This window comes from Fervidobacterium sp. (assembly GCA_026419195.1).
Taxonomy (GTDB): Bacteria; Thermotogota; Thermotogae; order Thermotogales; family Fervidobacteriaceae; genus Fervidobacterium.
The window spans coordinates 1-18,265 of record JANZZV010000014.1 but is presented as its reverse complement, the minus strand read 5'-3'; the positions used below and the strand labels follow the sequence as shown (position 1 = coordinate 18,265).

Genomic DNA, 18,265 nt, shown 5'->3' with positions numbered 1-18,265 from the left:
TCACCTTTGCTTTTTTGCTATTATAAGTCTAAAATATTCTTTTTTACTTAAATCAAAGTCTTCAGGATTTCCTAACTTCTCATCCAATGTCCCAACTTTTTCAGCTATTTTTATCTCTCTATAACCATTTTCTATAAATTCATTTATCAAATCATCAACTTCTTTAATGGGCTTTAATACGATAATATTCTCAAAAATTTGGCTTTTGATCACTTGTTTTTGACCAAAAGAAAGTACACAAAAATTCTCTTGTCCTTGTGCTACAGGTATTTTCAAACGTGCGCTGGCAGCCGAAAAAGAATTAATACCCGGAATTATCTCAACGTCGAGATCTTGATCTATTTTTTTGAGTTCTCCATAGAGATACCAAAAAGTACTATACATTGAAACATCTCCTGCGGTAGCGAAAACGCATTGCTTATTATCTTTTATGTGATTATAAATTTTGAGAGCATTTTCTTTGATTGTTTCATTTTTATCTTTTTCCATTTGAAATGGTAAGAGAACATACGGACATTGAATATAATCCTTAATTACGTTGAGTGCCCAGCTAAAATCTTTTCTTCCCGATGGTAAGAAAACTATATCAGCCTGCTTAAGTATTTTGTAAGCTTTCAACGTAATCAATTCTTTATCGCCAGGTCCAACACCAATTGCGTAAAGTTTTCCTTTCATTTTTTCACTCCCAGCAAGGTGATATATCAAATAAAAAAATTGGGTTAGCTGGTTTTAAGATATTGTATTTTGAAATTTTATTAGCTCTAGATATGTAAATTTGAACAATTTCATGATTAGAAAAATTTACAAATTCTTCACTATTAATTATCTCAAAGCTTTGAATAAAAGTTTCGATAGATACAGCTGTAATAATTATTTTTTCTATTATCTTGACTTTTTTCCCAACTTCTAATATATAGGCTAATATTTCTTTTAGTCTTTGATCTGTTCCTCCGATGAAAATGTGTGTTGGTACTTCTAAACTTTCCAAAACCTCTGGAGCTTCGCCAAAAATAGGAACAATGTTTTTCAAACCGAATCTTTGTGTATTTTTTTTCATTACATCGAATGCATGTGGATCTTTGTCTATAGAATAAACACGTCCTTTTGGTAATAGATTTGCAAATTCAATAGAAATTGTACCAGTACCTGAACCAATGTCCCAGAGCACCGAGGACTCTTTCAAATTTAATTTGTGGAAGATAATAGCTCTTACTTCTTCTTTTGTGTACGGAACTTTACCGGATAATTCAAATTCATAGTCCTTTATTCCAAAAACTTTTTTCAATTTCATCGTCCCTCCAAGGTTATAAGTATGGTAACTAAGTTGGAAAAATCGTTCGGAAAGATCAAAAAGTCTAGAAATTTAAACTCATAAATTCTCTCGTTTTTATAAGACAAATCTTCTCCAATGTAAAGTTTAATCTCATTCGGGCAAGAGTTTAGAAAGTCGGTAAAATCATTACTTTTCAGCATTTCATTAACGATTTTTTTTGGTGTATTCACTGAGTCGGTAAAAGCAGCGACTTTTCCGTATTTTCTTAATAAAAACAACATTTCTTGTATAAACTCTTCGGTTAATTTTTTTCCGTGAAGAGAAAGTGTTATAAGATTATCTGTAGAGACTTTTACTTTTGAACAAAGATACTGTATGGCACTAATTCCTGGTATTACTTCTATCAAGTTCTTATCAATGTGTTTAGATATTACAGCAAAGATGCCGTGAAGTAATGGATCGCCTGAAGCCAAGAAAACTATTTTTTTCTCCGGAGGATAGTTTTGTAACAACTTAACCAAATCAAGACTTGAATCATAACTTATAAATTCCTTACCTTTAAGATCCTTAAATAAATCCAAATGTCTTTTTCCACCTATTAATACATCTGCGTTAAGAATTTTTTGAACTGACATGTTACTTATATAATCCAAATCACCTGGACCAATACCTACAATGCTTATCATTTAATCACCCTCTGAAAAAACCTTTACATATATTTTTACATCTTTGTCTATGTATTCTCGCACCCTATCTATTATTATTTTTTCGAGAAAATTTAAAAATTTAGCCGTATTGATATTGTATTCACGCAGGATCTGAAGCATTTCTTTCGTTGTAACAGCGTTTGTCAATTTCTGGAATATCTCATGGTGCAAATTACCTTTACAGAATAATGTTAGATAGTATACAAAAATTTCCTTGCGTGCGTCTGCCACTTTACTGTGCGTATTAAAAATACCACCTGCGACTTTTATTAGCTTTCCTAATTCACCTATCAGATATACCTGCTTGAAATTATTATATTTTATAACTTCCAATGCAACATTTAGAAAATTACCGAAGACGACAATATTTTCGTTTGAAAAACCGTATTCTAATGCCTTTTTCATTCCAGTATTTCCAGGTGTTAAAACTATTGTTTCTGAATAATGTGAGAGTTGATTAATTTCTAATCTTAGAGAATTTTCAAACGCTTCATGAGATATGGGCTTAACAATACCTGTTGTTCCAAGAATGGAAAGTCCACCTTTTATTCCTAACTTTGGATTAAGAGTTTTCTTTGCTACCACTTCTCCTTTTGGTATGCTTAAAGTTACCCTTACTCCATTTTCTAAGCCATAGTTTTTCAAAATTCTATCGATTTCTCTTTCTATCATTTTTCTGGGGACTGGATTAATAGCATAATCACCTACAGATACGCTAAGTCCTTTTTTTGTAGCAATTCCAATTCCTTCTGATCCAAGTATTTCTATCGTTTTTTGACTTATAAACTCGACCTTTGAAAAGATATAAAGTCCGTTTGTGACATCAGGATCATCACCAGCATCCTTTCTTACTGCGCATTCTGAATAATCTTTGTTGAAAAATGGAAAATCAACGTTCAGTAATAAATCAAAATTAGAAGGAGTTTGTATTTCTACAAGAAATACAGGTTTTTGATTTATCAACATATAAAGCGCTGCTTTTGTAGCGGCTGCGGCACAGGTTCCAGTAGTGTAACCATATCTTAAGTTATTTTGGATTTTCATTAAATCCCAACTTTCTAATTGATAGATTTAACAATGAATTCAAAATTGCGACTGCTATTGTACTACCGCCTTTCTCACCTTTAATCAAAATCTTAGGTACGTTGAGTTTTTGCAAAAAGAGTTTAGACTCTTTAGCCCCTACAAATCCCACAGGAACACCTATAACAACAACATTATCAATTACATTTTTTTGAAGGTGCTCACACAACCTAAACAATGCGGTTGGAGAGTTACCTATAACAAAGACTCTGGTGCTTTTCCTATTCTTTACAGTCCAATCTATTCCGACAATTGCCCTTGTAAGTTGTGTTTTTTCAGCAATTTTTTTAACAGAGTCATAATTAACCGGGCAGAAAAGGTTTATACCAACAAGTCTAAGCTTGTTTTTATTAACTCCTGCCCTTATCATCTCGGTATCAACATAAACTGATATTTTCTTATTCTCTTTTTTAGCAGATAATATCATTTCGTACCAATAATCTAAAAAGTTTTTTGAAATGTAAAATAATTCTTGAAATTGAAAGTCAGCAGTTGTATGGATTATCCTAAGTAATATCTCCTTTTCTTCATCTGATAAGTCTAATCTGTTGACTTTGCTTTTTATTATACTAAAACTTTTTAATTCAATTTCCGCCGGTGAGTTCAAATAACTAAGCACAACTTTCACCAACTTCGTCCAAACGTTCTTTGAGAATATACGCTAATCTTTTATCATACCCTATGGGTTTTGCTATACAGAACGATATTTTGAACTTTTCAGCGAGTTTTTCCAATATTTCAGGAATGTCTACTTTTATGTGCATACCCTCGAAAAGGAAAAATGGAAGAACAATTATATTTTTATAGCCTTTGTTGTAAAGTTCTTCCACCTTTTCTTCTATAGAAGGTTTTGAAAGTTCCATATAACATAGTTCAATTTTATCGCTTATTAAATTTTCCAGGTCATTTTTTACCTTTTCACACACAGTAATGGATTCTGGTACACGACTGCCATGAGACACCAAAAGTATTATTTTCATTTTTACATATCCTCCTTATCTTTGTTTGAATTCTTCTATATAAATTCTGTCTAAACACCAATTTATTGAATCTAACTCGCCAGGTGTAACATTTTTTAACTTCTCATTCCATGCCAAAAATTTTATACTAGAAACAAGAGGAATAATCGGTAAGTTTTCAGAAATTATTCTTTGAAATGCGTACCAATAATTTTTCGCAATTTCATCATCAAGTGTTAAAACATTATTTTCTAAAATCTTATCTACTTGTTCTTCAAATTCGAATTTTACGTAATCTTTTTCAGAAACCCACTTAGCAACTTTTGGATGGAAGTTCCAAAAATGTCGTATCCCGTCAGAACGCCAAATATGGGCAGACAATTGCGGTTCTTCAAATGCCATAAGTCCACTGACAACAGCTTCCCATTCGCCTGTTTGTTCAATGAGCCTTGAAACAATATTTCTATCAAGAATTACCAATCTTGAGCTTATTCCTATTTTTTTCCATTCATTTATTAGTATATTACAAATTTGCTCACGGAACGTATCACTTGAATCAGTCACAAGTGTAAATTCTACTTTGTTACCCTTCTTATCGTAGAGTATTCCGTCTTTTCCAAACTTAAAACCACCCAACAAAAGCTCTGCTTTCGCTCTTGAAATATCGTATTTGTATTTTACTACAATATTCTCATTGTAAAATGGTGACATGAAGGCTACTACACTGTTTTGTTCAACGGCTAAGCCATGATAGACAACATTTATAAGAGAAGTTTTATTTATACTATAAGCAATCGCTTTTCTAAAGTGTATATTTCTAAACCAATTTCGTTTAATTGGATCCTTAGCGTTGAAATTAAATGCTAAATATTGAATGGATTGAGTGGGACCTTGTCTATAAACAATGAAATTACCTTTCTCCCTTATACTGATAACATCCGCACCTCTTGGAGCAAAGACATCAGCTCCACCAGTTAAAAAAGTCAATTTTCCAGCTTCGTAGTTTGGCACTATTTTATAAACAACTTCATCTAAATAGGGAAGTTGCTGACCGTTTTTATCTTTTTTCCAATAATAAGGATTTCTGACCAATCTTACATACTGATCTGGTACATATTCGACAGGAATGAATGGTCCTAGCCCAACTGCTTCTCCCCTCGAAATAGCGCCTATATCCCATATTTCGGTTATTTTTTTGTATCTTAGCTGAGGTTCCCAAACGTGTTTTGGAAGAATGTAAATCCTAACGATAGCGTCAAATGCAGGTCTATAAATCTCTTTATAGTAAACTCTGAAAGTAAAATCATCTATTTTCGTAACTTCTGGAAGAATTCCATTAGTTGTTTTTAATTGATCCTGTATTCTGTTCGGAAATTTTGGATTTAGAATTATATTGTTAAATGTAAAGATAACATCATCGACACTAAACGGCTTCCCGTCACTCCATTTAATTCCCTTTCTTAAGTAAAATAATATTTCCATTCCTCCGTCCTTAGTAATTCTTGGACCTTTCCAATTTTCTGCAATACCAGGATAATACTTTTTATCAATTTCGTTGTATTCAGCAAGTCTTCCCCCTCTTCCCAAAAGATGACCAATTATTGAAGTATCTCCAGTTCCAGAATTAAAAGGATTAAGAGTCTGTGGAGCTGTAGTCAGTATAAGAGTTAGTTTGCCACCTTTCAGCCCGGAAGATTCAAGTCCTAAATAAGTTGAAAATAGGCAAATAGGTACAAACAAAAAAATCAATACAATCCCAACTTTGGATTTAATCATACCAACACCTCCAAAAAACAAATTTTCCCAAAATCCCCTTAGGATTCGGGAAAAACATACACTACAGGCAGGTCTCCCGGCTCGTAGATCATCCTATTCCCCACGCCTTCCCAGCTATCGCCAGTGGCATTTTGTGGGTTTCGTCCCTACTCACGGTTGCTGGGCAGCCCCGGACTTTCACCGGCGTTCCCTTTTAACCTGTTTAGACCTGTAATGCTTGGATTATTAAATTTTTCAACACAATTATAAATTTACAAATTTATTTGTCAATTACCAACTTTTTAGTATTTTTCAAGTTGGTTATATAAAATTTTTTATTTTCTCGTTTTATTGTAATTTTCTTAGCTTCAGCTTTGAATTTTTAAAACAAAAAAATTTAAGATTGCCTAGATTATCAATATATACAGAAAATTTGAAAAATTACTATTGACATTAAACTGAACTTGTGATATATTTAACATTGCAATTGAGACTCATTATCATTAAGCTATTAAAAAACAAACTTACGAAAAAGGGATTGTTAAACGTTACTATTTATAGGGAGGTTGTAGTATGTTAGGAAAGCTTAAGTTTTTATTATTTTTTTCCTTACTTGTTTTTATCAGCACAGCTACTTTGTTTTCTAAAGATTACAACACTCCAAAACGGGTGATTGCTGGGACAGTCGCGATTTCAGAAATACTTTCTAAACTCTCTGTAAACGTTATAGCAGTTCCAACAACAAATTATGAACTCCCGAAAGAATTTGAAAACTTACCACGCATAGGTAACCCTATGAAACCTGATTTAGAAGTTTTAAAATCGTTAAAACCTGATTTATTTGTTTCGGATGCTTCTCTTGAAAGTAGCTTAAAGAATTATCTTGATGATAACAAAATTCCTTATAAATTTGTGAAACTCAACTCGATTGACGATTTGAAGTTTACCATTAGTGAACTTGGTAAATTATTAGGAAAAAGCTCAGAGGCACAAAAACTGCTTGCTGAGTTAAATTTAAAGGAAGCTAGAATATTGGCAAGTATTAAAGAACAAAGAAAACCTAAAGTTATGATAATTTTTGGTACTCCTGGTAATTTTATGCTTGCAACTGACAAATCATTTGTTGGATCGCTTGTAAAAAAACTTGGAGGTATTAATGTAGTTAAATCTGAAAGTGCATATGTTCCAATAAACTTAGAAACTCTTTTAATTTCCCAACCGGATGTAATACTGAGATTTTCGCACGCGGATCCACGAATAGTGTGGGAATTGTTTGAAAAAGAATTTAGTGAAAACAAAATATGGAATAGTTTTGAAGCTGTAAAGAATGGAAAAGTACATAATCTAGAGCCTGAATATTTTGGTGTTTCTGCAAAATTAAATGCTATTGATGCGCTTGAAAAGTTATCTAAAATTCTTTTCAAGTGAAGGAGTATTGTTATGAAAAAAACTGTGATACAAATAGTGGACAGAGTAGAGAAAGATAGGAACTATCAATTTTATCTCTTACTTTGTTTGTTGCTGCTTTTTTCGCAATTTGTATTTTCACTAATCTTAGGAAGTGTCAAAATACCAGCAAAAGACGTGCTTTCGCTTTTCATTGGTAAAAAATTCGAAAATTATGAAATTGTTGTTTATCTCCGGCTTCCCAGAATTTTGATTTCCATAATTGTTGGAGCAAATTTAGCGGTTTCAGGCGTGTTATTACAAGCTGTTATGCGTAATCCACTTGTTGATCCTGGTATAACAGGTGTTTCTTCTGGGGCAAGTATTTTTGCTATAATTGTTATGCTTTATTTTCCTGACTATTTATACTTTTTACCGATAATTAGTTTTTTCGGAGGACTTTTGGCCTCGGTTTTAGTCTACCTTGTAGCTTGGAAAAATGGTTTATCGCCAGTGAGAATTGTGCTTTCAGGTATAGCGATAAATGCTTTTTTAGGTTCTATATCTTCCATAATTGCTATATTAAATTCAGACAAAATTGCAGGTATTCTGACATGGCTCAATGGTAGCATTGCTGGTAGAAACTGGAAACATGTTAGTATATTATTAGCCTATTCACCAATACTTTTATTAATTTCCTTTTTATTGTCAAAAGCATGTGATTTAATTTCTCTCGACGAAAAAAATTCTATGAGTATAGGTGTAAATGTTAACCTTTACAGAATGTTAATCTCATTTGTTGCTATTTTTTTAGCATCTCTATCAACAAGTATCGTAGGTATAGTTGGTTTTTTAGCTCTTACTGCTCCACATATTTCAAGATTTCTTATTGGTTCAAGTCACAAGCATTTAATACCAATTTCAATTTTAATAGGTTCAAACATCTTACTTTTTGCTGATACATTATCACGAAACATGGCTAAACCATATGAAATACCAGTTGGAATAACTATGTCTATGTTCGGTGCTCCGTTTTTTATTTATTTATTGAAAAGGAGGCGTAAAAATGATTAAAATAGATAATTTGTCTTTTTCTTTCGAAGAAACAAAAATCTTTTTCGAAAATTTGAATTTAATAATAAAAGACGGAATAATAACAAGCATAATAGGTCCGAATGGTTCAGGTAAATCTACTTTGTTAAACTTATTGGCTCGTATATTAAGTCCAAGATGTGGAAGTATATTAATAGATAAGATGGATATATCTAAGTTAAGTAGAAGAGATATTGCTAAAAAACTTTCAATAATTTTTCAGCAAAATTATGCTCCTGAAGACTTGACAGTAAGAGAGCTCCTATCTTTTGGTAGAAATCCTCATAAAAAGTATTTTGATAATCTAACAATAGAGGACGTTAAATTGATAGAATGGGCTATGAGAGTAACAAGAATTACACACTTATCCGAAAGACGACTTTCTCAACTTTCTGGTGGCGAGAAACAAAGAGTTTGGCTAGCTGTGGGACTCGTACAAAATACTAAGTATTTGCTTTTAGACGAACCAACAACTTATCTTGATATTAGATATCAAATAGAGTTCCTAAACCTGATTAGAAAAATAAACAAGGAGCTTGGGTTGACAGTTATAATGGTTCTTCATGACATTAACCAAGCTATCAAATATAGCGATAGCATAATTGTTATTAAGCAAGGAAGAATAGTAGCTTGTGGTGAACCTTCAAAAGTAATTACTCAAGAATTACTAATTAATGTTTTTGGCATTCGTAGCAAACTGATAGAAGATAACGGCGAGTATTACTTTGTTTTCCAGGAAACGGTTTGAGGAGGAAAAATATTATGAGAATTTTACTTACTTACTCAAGCTTAACCGGAAATACAAAAAAAGTAGCTGATGGAATCTATGAAATTTTGGATAAATTCATAACAACATATGTGCCTATAAAAGATATAAATAACCCTAGTGAATTTGTTCTGAATTTTGATTTTATAATTGTAGGCTTTTGGGTGGACAAAGGGATGCCTAACTGGGAAGCTTTGAACTTTCTTAAAGTTATTAAGGGAAAACTTTTAGGAATATTCATGACTCTTGGCGCTTCTCCTAAATCCTATCATGCAACGGAATGTATGAGAAAAACTATTGAAATGGTTGAAAAAAACCAAAATAAAGTAATTACAACATTTATTTGTCAAGGAAAAGTGAGCGAAGAGCTGATTAATTTCTTTAAAACACTGCCTCCAAATCATCCACATGCACTAACAAAAGAAAAAATAAAAAAATACGAAGAAGCAGCAAAGCATCCAAACGAAGATGATATTAAAAATGCGCAAAATGTATTTTTAAAGGCGGTGAGTAATTTATGTATTTTAAAAACAGAATAAAGACACATCATGATATGATGAAGAGAAAAGATGAATTTTTCAGAAGCCAGATTAATATTTTAGAACATTTATCTAAGGAAAGACCTGCAGGAAGAAGATCTGTAATATATGTTCACATTCCATTTTGTACCAAGACGTGCAGCTTTTGTTCACTTATTAGAAGTCAGATTAAACTTCCAGAGGATTACTACTTACTAATTATAGAAGAAATTGAAAAATACAGTAATTTGGATTATATTAAAGAATCCCTCTTCGATGCCGTTTATTTTGGTGGAGGTACACCAACAGTTTTGTCTTCGGAAATGATAAAAAAGCTTGTTTGTAAGATTAAAGAGAGTTTCAACTTTACGAATGATGCAGAATTTACCTTTGAAACAAGTGTAAGTGAACTAACTGATGAAAAAATTGATACATTATTTGAAGTAGGTGTAAATAGAGTAAGTGTGGGGATTCAAACTTTTTCTAATAGAGGTAGAAAATTGTTAGGCAGAAAAGGAAGTGGTGAGTTTGCGAAAGCCAAGCTTGAAAAACTTAAGAAAAAAGATTTTAAAGTTGTTGGAATAGATATTATTTATTCCTATCCAGATCAAACCTTAAAAGAGCTTGATGAAGATTTGAAAACAATTTTTGAACTTCAACTTGATGGGTTTTCTATGTACTCTTTAATAAACATGGGTAAGAACAATTTAACAGAAGTGGATCAAGAAACAGATTTTGAATTTTTTACAAGAATAATTGAATCAAGTTTTCAAAATGGATACAAAATGTTAGAATTGACCAAAATGGTAAAAAAAGACGAATATAAATATATAGTAAATAGGAACAAAGGTGAGGATACTTTACCCCTGGGTGCAGGAGCAGGTGGTAATTTTAAAAACGTATTGATCATGAACCCGCCCAATCTTGAAAGTTATAAGCAATCTGTTAAATTTTTTGAAAACAGAAACGGAATAGTTGTTGATGGCATTTACTCAGAATTCTTAAAAATCAAAGGAAAAATACAAATGTTAGAAATACCTATCGATAATGAAATTGTAAGAAGTTCATCTAAAGCGATGGAATACATAGATCAGCTTATTTCAGAGAACTTGGCGATAAAAAAGGAAGATAAGGTATATCTAACAATTAATGGAGCTTATTGGGGTAATAATATAGGCAAAAAACTGATTGAGATACTCCAAGAGTCTGTAAAATTGTAAGAATTAAAAATGCGCCTCTCCCATCTAAAAATTTTGAAAAGTATTAGTTTAACTTGTCAGCCACACCACCTCCTTATTCTCCCCCCCTTTAGGGGGATTTTTTACTTAGATATGTAACTCAAAACTAAGATCATCATTTTCCCAATGAGACAACTTCCTCCAAGAATATCACCCGTAATTCCTCCAACCAATGATACAGAAGTAATAGATATTGTAATGCCTACTATAAATGCCGTTATCAATGAGATCATATATAACTCAACGTTTGTTAAAAAAAGTGGTAACGTGAAAAATAGTGACACTAAGACCGTGATTTTTTTAAACGGATAGAGTAGTGCACCAAGTCCTGTTTGCTTTGCTGGCTTTGAAAAAAACATTACAACGTCCATTGTGTATCTACCAAATACACTGCCAAATATAAAAGATGCAGGATCAACTTGTTTGAATAGCTCCCAAAAAGTCAAAACATACAATGTACCATAAAATACAGCAAATGGTCCAACGTTCCCTTTACTCATTATTTCTAATCTTTTTTCTTTATTTGATTGATTCAATAAACCATCGAACATATCAAGTAAGCCATCAAAATGAAATAAATCAAACATGTAAAAACCAAAAGATATTGTCAACATCTGTATTAACAATCCAAAATGCATGTGTTTTCTATACAACATTGCACCAGTATAATAGATTAGTCCCGGTAAGTATCCGATTAACGGAAAATAAATTGGAATGTTTTTAATTCTGACTTTCCAATCGTTTGAGCTGGTGAATTTTATAGGAATTCTTGTCAAAAATGATAAGGTAAGAATTATTTCTTCAAAAGTCTTTTTCAGTAAGATCACCGCCTATACACTATTTTTCCACCTTGTCCAACTTATGAGTGAATCGATAAAGTCTTTCAGTGAAAATACTTCAAAACATATTAATTCAATATCAAAAAGTTTTTGAGATAACAACTGATAGATTAAGTTGAATGTCTCTTCATTAGTGGTTAAATGATCTTTTCCATTTTTTATTCCCATCAAGTGTATTTCTTTAATATCTTTGATTTTTGAAAAATCGACGCGATTTCCAAGTAGGTGATGTCCTATATCAAAAACCATTCTGTCTGAGTAATAAACTTTTTCTTTGAGGTTTTCAACTGATATGTTTGTAAATCGTGTTAATAACAATTCAAAATCGTCGACTTCAAATGGATGAAGGATGTAGTTTATTATATTTAACTTATCTCTGATATTTTCAAAAAAGTAAATAGCCCTTAGTACGTTTCCAAAATTATCAACCGGAAGGTGTACAGTGTAACTTAATCCATACGATTGAGTTAAAGAAAAAAGTTTCTCAACTTCTGAAGATATTAAATCTTTAGTCTCATCATCCCATGTGTAAACGAGCAATTCTACAAAATCAACGAATTGAGCAACAAGCCTGGCATTTTCATAGTAAGTGCCTGGAACAAGCCATGAAGTGGTGCCAATCAACTGTCTTTTTAATTCATTCCTCATTTTATACGCACTCCGATACCACTAACCATTAAGTAAACTTCCTGCGAGATTTTTGCTATTTGTGTATTAGCTTTCCCAAGAATTTCTGCGTAGTCTCTTGCCAATTTATTCTCTGGTATAATTCCCCATCCGACTTCGTTAGTAATCACGATCACTTGTGTTTTTAAATGCGAAAATACTCGAAGAAGTTTCTCTAAATAATTCTCCACATCTACATTGTAATGATAAAGGTTTCCAAGATAAGTTGTGAGACAGTCAAAGACGATAACATCGTATCTATATGAAATATCTGATAGTAATTTTGGCACTTCTAGAGGTTCTTCGAAAGTGTCAAAATCGTTTCCTCTTTCCTTTTTGTGCCGTTCTATTCTTGTTTTCATCTCTTCGTCAAACGGTACACCAGTTGCTAAGAATGCCTTTTTTTCATATTTTCTGGCTAAGTCAAGTGCAAAAGAACTTTTTCCTGATTTCACACCACCAGTGATCATTATCATTGATCTGTCCCCTTCGAAACACCAGCAGAATCGAATGTCGCCATCTCACGAATCATTTTGATTGCTGCTTCTATTATAAAAATTGAAAGTACTGCGCCTGTTCCCTCTCCTAATCGCATATCAAGATCGAGAATAGGTCTCAAGCCAAGAGTATCAAGTATAACTTTGTGCCCTTTTACTTTGGATTTATGTCCTGCAAATACGTAATCAACAACTGATGGATTTATTTCCCATGCAAGTAATAAACCAGCAGATGTTGGAAAGCCATCTACGACAACTGGCACACCATTTTCAGCACTTTCAAGGATAAATCCGGCCATTTGACCAATACAAAATCCACCAACTTTACTCAATACATCTATTGGATCAGATGGATCAGGCTTGTTAACTTCCAAAGCTTTTAAGACTGTCTCTTTTTTTCTTTTCAATCCGTCGTTATCTAACGGTGTACCTATATCAAGAATCTCATCTATTTCGAATCCAAATGCACAGGCTATTGCCGTAGCTGTTGTTGTATTTCCTATTCCCATATCACCAACAACCAGTAAATCAGCACCATCGTTTATAGCATCTTTTGCTATTTTTCGTCCATATTCAATGCACAGTTTGGCATCTTCACGACTCATTGCGGGTCCTTTCGTAAAATCCCTGGTTCCATATCCTACCTTTGCATTGATCAATTTAGGAGAATCAAAATCAAAGTCACCATCAACACCGGCGTCAACAACGTACACACTCGCGTCAACATGTCTTGAGAAGACATTTATTGCCGCTCCACCGCTTAAGAAGTTCAACACCATTTGGTAAGTCACTTCTTTCGGATATGCAGAGACTCCATTCTCCACTACGCCATGGTCTGCTGTAAATACGTACACCCTTTTGTCTTCAGGAAGATCTGGTATAATCTTGCCTTGTATAAGCCCCATCTTCAATGCGATATCTTCTAAGTACCCTAAACTTCCAATAGGTTTCGTAAGGTTGTTTAATCGATGAATAATGGACCTTGAAAGTTCTTCCCACTTATCCCCATGGAACATACGTTCTTACCTCCCAGTAATAAATTTAACGAAAAAATTTCCCGGAAAGCCCGAGCTTTCGGGAAAATAATCTATCCAGAGTCGGTCTCCCGACTTATGGATCGTTCTACTCCCCACGCCTTCCCAGCTGTCGCCAGTGGCATTATGTGGGTTTCGTCCCCATTCACGGTTGCTGGGCAGTCCCGGATTTTCACCGGTGTTCCCGGCACTCTGGATAGTTTCACCTATGATATTAACCAACTTATTTTAACATACTGTTTAGTTTCTTATCAATAGTTCAAGATGACATAGTATACCAAGATTGTGGAAATTTTTAAAGCAAAGTTTGCCAATCTATTTTTTTCAAAGATATTTGGTTGTTTATTACTTTGCCTAATCTTAAAATTGCATGGTATAATGTAAAAGTGTACATTAAAAAGTTGTGGAGAGATCTTATGAATCCATTCAAAGTGGGTAAAGGATACAGCCAAGAACATTTCATAGATAGACAACGTGAGATAGATTATATGGTAAACGTTGCAGAAAGTGGTAATAATTTAGTTATTTTAGCTCCAAGACGTTTTGGAAAAACATGGCTTTTGCACAAATTTAAAGAAAGTACCTCTTTTGTAGTTTTGTACGTTGATCTTTTTGGAGTCATTTCGTTAAAAGGTTTATCCACGCAGCTCATCAATCAGTCTTTTCAAATTTTAAAAGAAAAAGACCCTGTTAGTTTTGTTACCAAATATCTGAAAAATTTAGGAAGGTACATCTCATTTTCAATAAATTTTCAGCATGTAAGCTTCAGTTTTTCTTCTAATGTAGACGAAGAAATTTTATTAGATGAGTGTTACAAGTTACTTTCAAGCCTGTCTAAGACCCTTAAAAGAAGAGTTATAGTCATCTTTGATGAATTTCAGGAACACGAAAGGATATACAAAAATTTACCAGAAAGTTTAAGAAGCTACTTTCAAATAGAAGATAATGTATCATTCTTTTTTGCTGGTTCTAAGAAGCACATGTTAGAAAGTCTATTTTTTCAAAAATCCGGGGCAATGTATCATTCATGTCTGAGGATGGATGTGGATACATATTTGCCGAAAGAAGATTGTATTCAATACGCACAAAAGAAATTCAAAGAATCTTACAAGAGTTTACCGAACGAACCTGCTGAATTTATATTCAACTTAACTCGCGGGCATCCGTACTTTTTCCAGTTATTATGCTACGAGACTTGGAATAAGACAGATAGTGTCGTAACAAAGGAAATTGTAACTGAAGCTTATGAGATATTGTGTGATAGAGAGTCTTATGCTTATGACGTGCTTATAGATAAAGTTGATTATAGGTATGTTAGGAATATACTTGCGCTCTTGACAAAAGGAGAAAGTGAACCATTTAGTCAAGAAACGTTGAAAAGATACGGTATTCCTACTGCTTCGGTTATGAGTAGAACACTTAAATTGTTAAGTGAGCATGGTATTGTTGAAAAACTTGGAAGAGGAAAATATATTATAACAGACCCTCTTTTCGAAAGTTACTTACAAAGAAGAATTAACTTGTAAAGCCGACAAATATCTTAACAATTACAACTCAGATTTGAACATCCCGAACCAGAGCAGGAAGAGCTGTTACAGTCACACGATAAGCTTGAGCAACCAGGACCTGTATCGCAGCTATTGCAACCAATATTTGAACAGTTGCAAGACATTGGACTTGTTTCGCAAGATCGACAACAACATTCAAAACAACATGGATCAACCGTTCCTGTTGTGTAAACAAAATTGTTAAGATCATTCCTTGGAATGTTAAACAAAATATATCTTTCACTTGTGGTTGTACTTAAGTGATTCTTAATTATTTCAAATGCGGTCTCCAATTCATTAAACTTTTTTTCCGCGATAGGTTTTAGTACACTCTTTTCGTATCTTTTAGGATTCAATTTTTCTTTCAAAAGTTCAAATTGGTGTCTTACCTGACTCATGTTTTCGTTTCCCTGTAATCTCAACGCTTTGATTGCAAAATCTAAACTTTCCATATGAACTTACCCTCCCCTTTACTATCCAAATTCCGAATAATCTCTTAAGAATGTTTCGTTTCTTATACGTACTTTCCTACCATCAATTTCTATTATTCCAGCCTTCTCAAGTTCAATAAATACACGGGACAACGCGGGTCTTGTGACACCAAATTCTCTGGAGAGTTCTTCCTTACTCATATCCATTAAAATTATATCAGAACTTTGCTTATCAATAAGGTCAACAAGATAAGTACAAACTTTTTGAACCAAGTTTTTCATGGCTATCTCGTAGAACTTATCAGTTATAAATAAGAAAGCATCACTCATATATTTAAGGTAATTGTGAAGTAGCTCTTCACTTTTGAGCATATATTTTAGGAATTTGTTCTTTTCAATTCTTAGGAAAGTAGATCTTTTAGCTGCTTCTACATCCACTGGATATTTTGAATCTGTTGAGAATATGACTGCAGAAGCAAGTATCTTTGGTGCTATCATATGATCAATTTGTAAGACGCGCCCTTCTGCATTCACAAACAATCCATATACCTCGCCGTCAATCAACACAAGTACTTCTTCGCATTTTTCACCTCTTCTTCTGACTATTTCCTTGGCCTCGTAATGTTCGATTTGTCCATTACTTACAATTTCATCAATGAAAGAATCTTCCAAATTTTGAAAAACTTCGCATTTGCTGAGTTTTTCAATTACATTTTTTCTTTCTTCCATTTTCATACTTCCCACCTCACGGATATTGTAACATAGGTTACGGAAAATTTTGTGAATTGGTTTTATAATTATTTCAGAAGTTGGTTTTGATTTACAAATAAGCTTTAGGAGAATTTTAAAATTTTTGGAAAGGAGGAATTCTTATGGCACTTAACATGTTTTGTTATCAGTGTTCCCAAGCAATGAATGGTGAAGGGTGCACTGTTACTGGTGTATGTGGAAAAGATCCAATAGTAGCTAAGCTTCAGGATAACTTAGTGTACATCCTTAAGGGTATTTCAGCATATTACTATCATGCAAGAGAACTTGGATACCACGATGAGGAAATAGCAGCGTATCTTGGAAGAGGACTTTACTCAACGCTTACAAATGTGAATTTCGATGCGGAAGATTTTGTGAGGATAGCGCTTGAAGCTGGTATGATGAATCTTAAGGTTATGCAACTTCTCAAAAAGGCTCATATAGAAACTTACGGTGAACCTACTCCTGTGGAGGTAGATACTGGAACAAAGAAAGGGCATGCTATTATAGTTACTGGTCACAACCTTAAAGCGCTTGAAGAGTTGCTTAAACAAGTTGAAGGAACAGATGTTTACGTGTACACCCATTCAGAGATGCTACCAGCTCATGGTTATCCAGGATTGAGGAAATACAAAAACTTGGCTGGTAATCTTGGAAAGGCGTGGTTTGATCAACGAGAGCTCTTTGAAAACTATCCTGCCGCAATCCTTGGAACAACTAACTGTGTGCTGATACCAAAAGGATCATACAAAGATAGAATGTTTACAACGTCGATTGCAAAATTACCCGGTGTGAAACATATAGATGGATACGACTACTCTGAAGTTATCGATAAGGCAAAATCTCTTCCAAAGTTACCGGAAAAGCCGGGAGATTATAAACTAGTGACAGGGTACTCCACTCAGGTAGTTAAATCACTAGCTGAAAAGATAAAACAGCTTGTCGAAGCAGGGAAGATTAGACATTTCTTTGTTGTTGGTGGTTGCGATACACCAACAAAACGAGGGAACTACTACAGAGAGTTTGTTCAGAAATTACCAAAAGACACAATAGTGATAACATTAGCCTGCGGAAAGTTCAGAATAAATGATTTGCAGCTTGGTGAGATCGAAGGAATTCCGAGATTAATAGATGTCGGTCAATGCAACGATACGATTGTCGCACTTGAAATTGCTCTGGCACTTGCCGAAACATTTAAAATTAAAGTCACAGAACTTCCTCTAACCCTTGTATTAACGTGGATGGAGCAGAAAGCAGTTGCTATTTTGTGGACATTACTTGCTCTTGGATTAAAAGGAATTTACATAGGACCTGTATTACCGGCATGGGTTAATAAAGATATACTCGATGTGCTTGTTGAAAAATACAAGTTAAAGTTGATAAAAGCACCAGAAGAAGATATTAAAGAAATTTTAAAAATATAATTCAAAAGAATTTGACTGTAAAATCATAATATTCTGTAAAAACCACAAAGTTTCAAGCTATAAGTAACCTGAAACTTTGTGGTTTTTTTGGAAAAATCAACCGCTGTAAGTTTTACTTCTCTGTTAGTAAAGATATAAATTTAACTGATTGGTTGCTTTGGAATGCATAATATAAAAATTTCAACGATTATTTTTCTTTATAGTAGCTTTGATTTTCAATTAGTTGTTCATTTGGAACATCACGTAATTCTTTTGCAGGTGTACCAACGTATATTTTTCTTGGTTTAGCATCTTTTGTGA

20 protein-coding genes and 2 riboswitches are annotated in these 18,265 nt (G+C 33.4%); of the genes, 7 read left to right on the top strand and 13 right to left on the bottom strand.

Translation table 11 applies throughout. The features are described 5' to 3' along the window. Genes N2Z58_09130 through N2Z58_09100 form a run of 7 tightly spaced genes read right to left on the bottom strand, consistent with a single transcriptional unit; the run spans position 1 to position 5,798 of the window. On the bottom strand, positions 1–675 hold the full coding sequence (locus N2Z58_09130) for a precorrin-2 C(20)-methyltransferase (GenBank protein ID MCX7654819.1): 675 nt from the start codon (positions 673–675) through the stop codon (positions 1–3). A 4-nt stretch (positions 676–679) separates the two neighbouring features. Next, positions 680–1,285 (bottom strand): precorrin-6Y C5,15-methyltransferase (decarboxylating) subunit CbiT, encoded by a 606-nt coding sequence (gene cbiT / locus N2Z58_09125; protein ID MCX7654818.1) that lies wholly within the window; start codon positions 1,283–1,285, stop codon positions 680–682. A gap of 2 nt (positions 1,286–1,287) precedes the next feature. Continuing rightward, a complete protein-coding gene (gene cbiE, locus N2Z58_09120; GenBank protein MCX7654817.1) occupies positions 1,288–1,959 on the bottom strand; it encodes a precorrin-6y C5,15-methyltransferase (decarboxylating) subunit CbiE in 672 nt (223 codons plus the stop codon). Beyond that, positions 1,960–3,024 (bottom strand): cobalt-precorrin-5B (C(1))-methyltransferase CbiD, encoded by a 1,065-nt coding sequence (gene cbiD / locus N2Z58_09115; protein ID MCX7654816.1) that lies wholly within the window; start codon positions 3,022–3,024, stop codon positions 1,960–1,962. Then, complete coding sequence (locus N2Z58_09110) at positions 3,008–3,691, bottom strand: precorrin-8X methylmutase (protein ID MCX7654815.1); 684 nt, start codon at positions 3,689–3,691, stop codon at positions 3,008–3,010. Before N2Z58_09110 ends, cbiD begins: the two co-directional genes overlap by 17 nt. Beyond that, complete coding sequence (locus tag N2Z58_09105; protein ID MCX7654814.1) at positions 3,675–4,043, bottom strand: CbiX/SirB N-terminal domain-containing protein; 369 nt, start codon at positions 4,041–4,043, stop codon at positions 3,675–3,677. Before N2Z58_09105 ends, N2Z58_09110 begins: the two co-directional genes overlap by 17 nt. 15 nt (positions 4,044–4,058) lie before the next feature. Then, positions 4,059–5,798 carry an ABC transporter substrate-binding protein gene (locus N2Z58_09100; protein ID MCX7654813.1) on the bottom strand — a complete coding sequence of 580 codons (1,740 nt, stop codon included), beginning with the start codon at positions 5,796–5,798 and terminating at the stop codon, positions 4,059–4,061. Positions 5,799–5,846: 48 nt separating this feature from the next. Further along, positions 5,847–6,025, bottom strand: a riboswitch (cobalamin riboswitch). Between the two features lie 325 nt (positions 6,026–6,350). Here N2Z58_09100 and isdE point away from each other — a divergent pair. The 5 genes from isdE to N2Z58_09075 are packed head-to-tail and all read left to right on the top strand — an operon-like array spanning position 6,351 to position 10,759. Next, complete coding sequence (isdE, locus tag N2Z58_09095; GenBank protein ID MCX7654812.1) at positions 6,351–7,205, top strand: heme ABC transporter substrate-binding protein IsdE; 855 nt, start codon at positions 6,351–6,353, stop codon at positions 7,203–7,205. A gap of 12 nt (positions 7,206–7,217) precedes the next feature. Further along, positions 7,218–8,237 (top strand): iron ABC transporter permease, encoded by a 1,020-nt coding sequence (locus tag N2Z58_09090; GenBank protein ID MCX7654811.1) that lies wholly within the window; start codon positions 7,218–7,220, stop codon positions 8,235–8,237. After that, entirely contained in the window at positions 8,230–9,003 is a 774-nt protein-coding gene (locus N2Z58_09085) for an ABC transporter ATP-binding protein (GenBank protein ID MCX7654810.1), read from the top strand. Before N2Z58_09090 ends, N2Z58_09085 begins: the two co-directional genes overlap by 8 nt. Positions 9,004–9,017: 14 nt before the next feature. Continuing rightward, the gene (locus N2Z58_09080; GenBank protein ID MCX7654809.1) at positions 9,018–9,560 is read left to right on the top strand and encodes a flavodoxin family protein; all 543 of its coding nucleotides are present in this window, start codon (positions 9,018–9,020) and stop codon (positions 9,558–9,560) included. Further along, positions 9,539–10,759, top strand: coding sequence for a radical SAM protein (locus N2Z58_09075; GenBank protein ID MCX7654808.1), 1,221 nt, complete (start codon positions 9,539–9,541; stop codon positions 10,757–10,759). Before N2Z58_09080 ends, N2Z58_09075 begins: the two co-directional genes overlap by 22 nt. 101 nt (positions 10,760–10,860) lie before the next feature. On the opposite strand, the gene N2Z58_09070 is transcribed toward N2Z58_09075, so the two are convergent. Genes N2Z58_09070 through cobT form a run of 4 tightly spaced genes read right to left on the bottom strand, consistent with a single transcriptional unit; the run spans position 10,861 to position 13,795 of the window. After that, positions 10,861–11,604 (bottom strand): adenosylcobinamide-GDP ribazoletransferase, encoded by a 744-nt coding sequence (locus tag N2Z58_09070; protein MCX7654807.1) that lies wholly within the window; start codon positions 11,602–11,604, stop codon positions 10,861–10,863. A 3-nt stretch (positions 11,605–11,607) separates the two neighbouring features. Next, the gene (locus tag N2Z58_09065) at positions 11,608–12,264 is read right to left on the bottom strand and encodes a hypothetical protein (GenBank protein ID MCX7654806.1); all 657 of its coding nucleotides are present in this window, start codon (positions 12,262–12,264) and stop codon (positions 11,608–11,610) included. Beyond that, a complete protein-coding gene (gene cobU / locus N2Z58_09060) occupies positions 12,261–12,758 on the bottom strand; it encodes a bifunctional adenosylcobinamide kinase/adenosylcobinamide-phosphate guanylyltransferase (GenBank protein MCX7654805.1) in 498 nt (165 codons plus the stop codon). The genes N2Z58_09065 and cobU overlap by 4 nt, the downstream gene beginning before the upstream one ends. Then, positions 12,755–13,795: a nicotinate-nucleotide--dimethylbenzimidazole phosphoribosyltransferase gene (cobT, locus tag N2Z58_09055; GenBank protein ID MCX7654804.1), complete on the bottom strand. Its 1,041-nt coding sequence runs from the start codon at positions 13,793–13,795 to the stop codon at positions 12,755–12,757. Before cobT ends, cobU begins: the two co-directional genes overlap by 4 nt. A gap of 61 nt (positions 13,796–13,856) precedes the next feature. Continuing rightward, positions 13,857–14,023, bottom strand: a riboswitch (cobalamin riboswitch). Positions 14,024–14,163: 140 nt separating this feature from the next. Between cobT and N2Z58_09050 the strand changes: the two genes are divergently transcribed. Continuing rightward, the gene (locus tag N2Z58_09050) at positions 14,164–15,339 is read left to right on the top strand and encodes an ATP-binding protein (GenBank protein ID MCX7654803.1); all 1,176 of its coding nucleotides are present in this window, start codon (positions 14,164–14,166) and stop codon (positions 15,337–15,339) included. A 14-nt stretch (positions 15,340–15,353) separates the two neighbouring features. Here the strand turns inward: N2Z58_09050 and N2Z58_09045 are convergent, their stop codons facing one another. Beyond that, positions 15,354–15,812 carry a hypothetical protein gene (locus N2Z58_09045; GenBank protein MCX7654802.1) on the bottom strand — a complete coding sequence of 153 codons (459 nt, stop codon included), beginning with the start codon at positions 15,810–15,812 and terminating at the stop codon, positions 15,354–15,356. Positions 15,813–15,833: 21 nt separating this feature from the next. Next, positions 15,834–16,526 carry a Crp/Fnr family transcriptional regulator gene (locus N2Z58_09040; GenBank protein MCX7654801.1) on the bottom strand — a complete coding sequence of 231 codons (693 nt, stop codon included), beginning with the start codon at positions 16,524–16,526 and terminating at the stop codon, positions 15,834–15,836. A 137-nt stretch (positions 16,527–16,663) separates the two neighbouring features. Here N2Z58_09040 and hcp point away from each other — a divergent pair, with 137 nt between their 5' ends. Continuing rightward, entirely contained in the window at positions 16,664–17,965 is a 1,302-nt protein-coding gene (gene hcp, locus N2Z58_09035) for a hydroxylamine reductase (GenBank protein MCX7654800.1), read from the top strand. Positions 17,966–18,265: the final 300 nt, after the last annotated feature.

Bases quoted from the DNA above. Each gene is read 5' to 3' on its own strand.
- N2Z58_09130 (MCX7654819.1), bottom strand. From the start codon at position 675: ATGAAAGGAAAACTTTACGCAATTGGTGTTGGACCTGGCGATAAAGAA.
- cbiE (MCX7654817.1), bottom strand. From the start codon at position 1,959: ATGATAAGCATTGTAGGTATTGGTCCAGGTGATTTGGATTATATAAGT.
- cbiD (MCX7654816.1), bottom strand. From the start codon at position 3,024: ATGAAAATCCAAAATAACTTAAGATATGGTTACACTACTGGAACCTGT.
- N2Z58_09105 (MCX7654814.1), bottom strand. From the start codon at position 4,043: ATGAAAATAATACTTTTGGTGTCTCATGGCAGTCGTGTACCAGAATCC.
- N2Z58_09100 (MCX7654813.1), bottom strand. From the start codon at position 5,798: ATGATTAAATCCAAAGTTGGGATTGTATTGATTTTTTTGTTTGTACCT.
- isdE (MCX7654812.1), top strand. From the start codon at position 6,351: ATGTTAGGAAAGCTTAAGTTTTTATTATTTTTTTCCTTACTTGTTTTT.
- N2Z58_09090 (MCX7654811.1), top strand. From the start codon at position 7,218: ATGAAAAAAACTGTGATACAAATAGTGGACAGAGTAGAGAAAGATAGG.
- N2Z58_09085 (MCX7654810.1), top strand. From the start codon at position 8,230: ATGATTAAAATAGATAATTTGTCTTTTTCTTTCGAAGAAACAAAAATC.
- N2Z58_09080 (MCX7654809.1), top strand. From the start codon at position 9,018: ATGAGAATTTTACTTACTTACTCAAGCTTAACCGGAAATACAAAAAAA.
- N2Z58_09075 (MCX7654808.1), top strand. From the start codon at position 9,539: ATGTATTTTAAAAACAGAATAAAGACACATCATGATATGATGAAGAGA.
- N2Z58_09065 (MCX7654806.1), bottom strand. From the start codon at position 12,264: ATGAGGAATGAATTAAAAAGACAGTTGATTGGCACCACTTCATGGCTT.
- cobU (MCX7654805.1), bottom strand. From the start codon at position 12,758: ATGATAATGATCACTGGTGGTGTGAAATCAGGAAAAAGTTCTTTTGCA.
- cobT (MCX7654804.1), bottom strand. From the start codon at position 13,795: ATGTTCCATGGGGATAAGTGGGAAGAACTTTCAAGGTCCATTATTCAT.
- N2Z58_09045 (MCX7654802.1), bottom strand. From the start codon at position 15,812: ATGGAAAGTTTAGATTTTGCAATCAAAGCGTTGAGATTACAGGGAAAC.
- N2Z58_09040 (MCX7654801.1), bottom strand. From the start codon at position 16,526: ATGAAAATGGAAGAAAGAAAAAATGTAATTGAAAAACTCAGCAAATGC.
- hcp (MCX7654800.1), top strand. From the start codon at position 16,664: ATGGCACTTAACATGTTTTGTTATCAGTGTTCCCAAGCAATGAATGGT.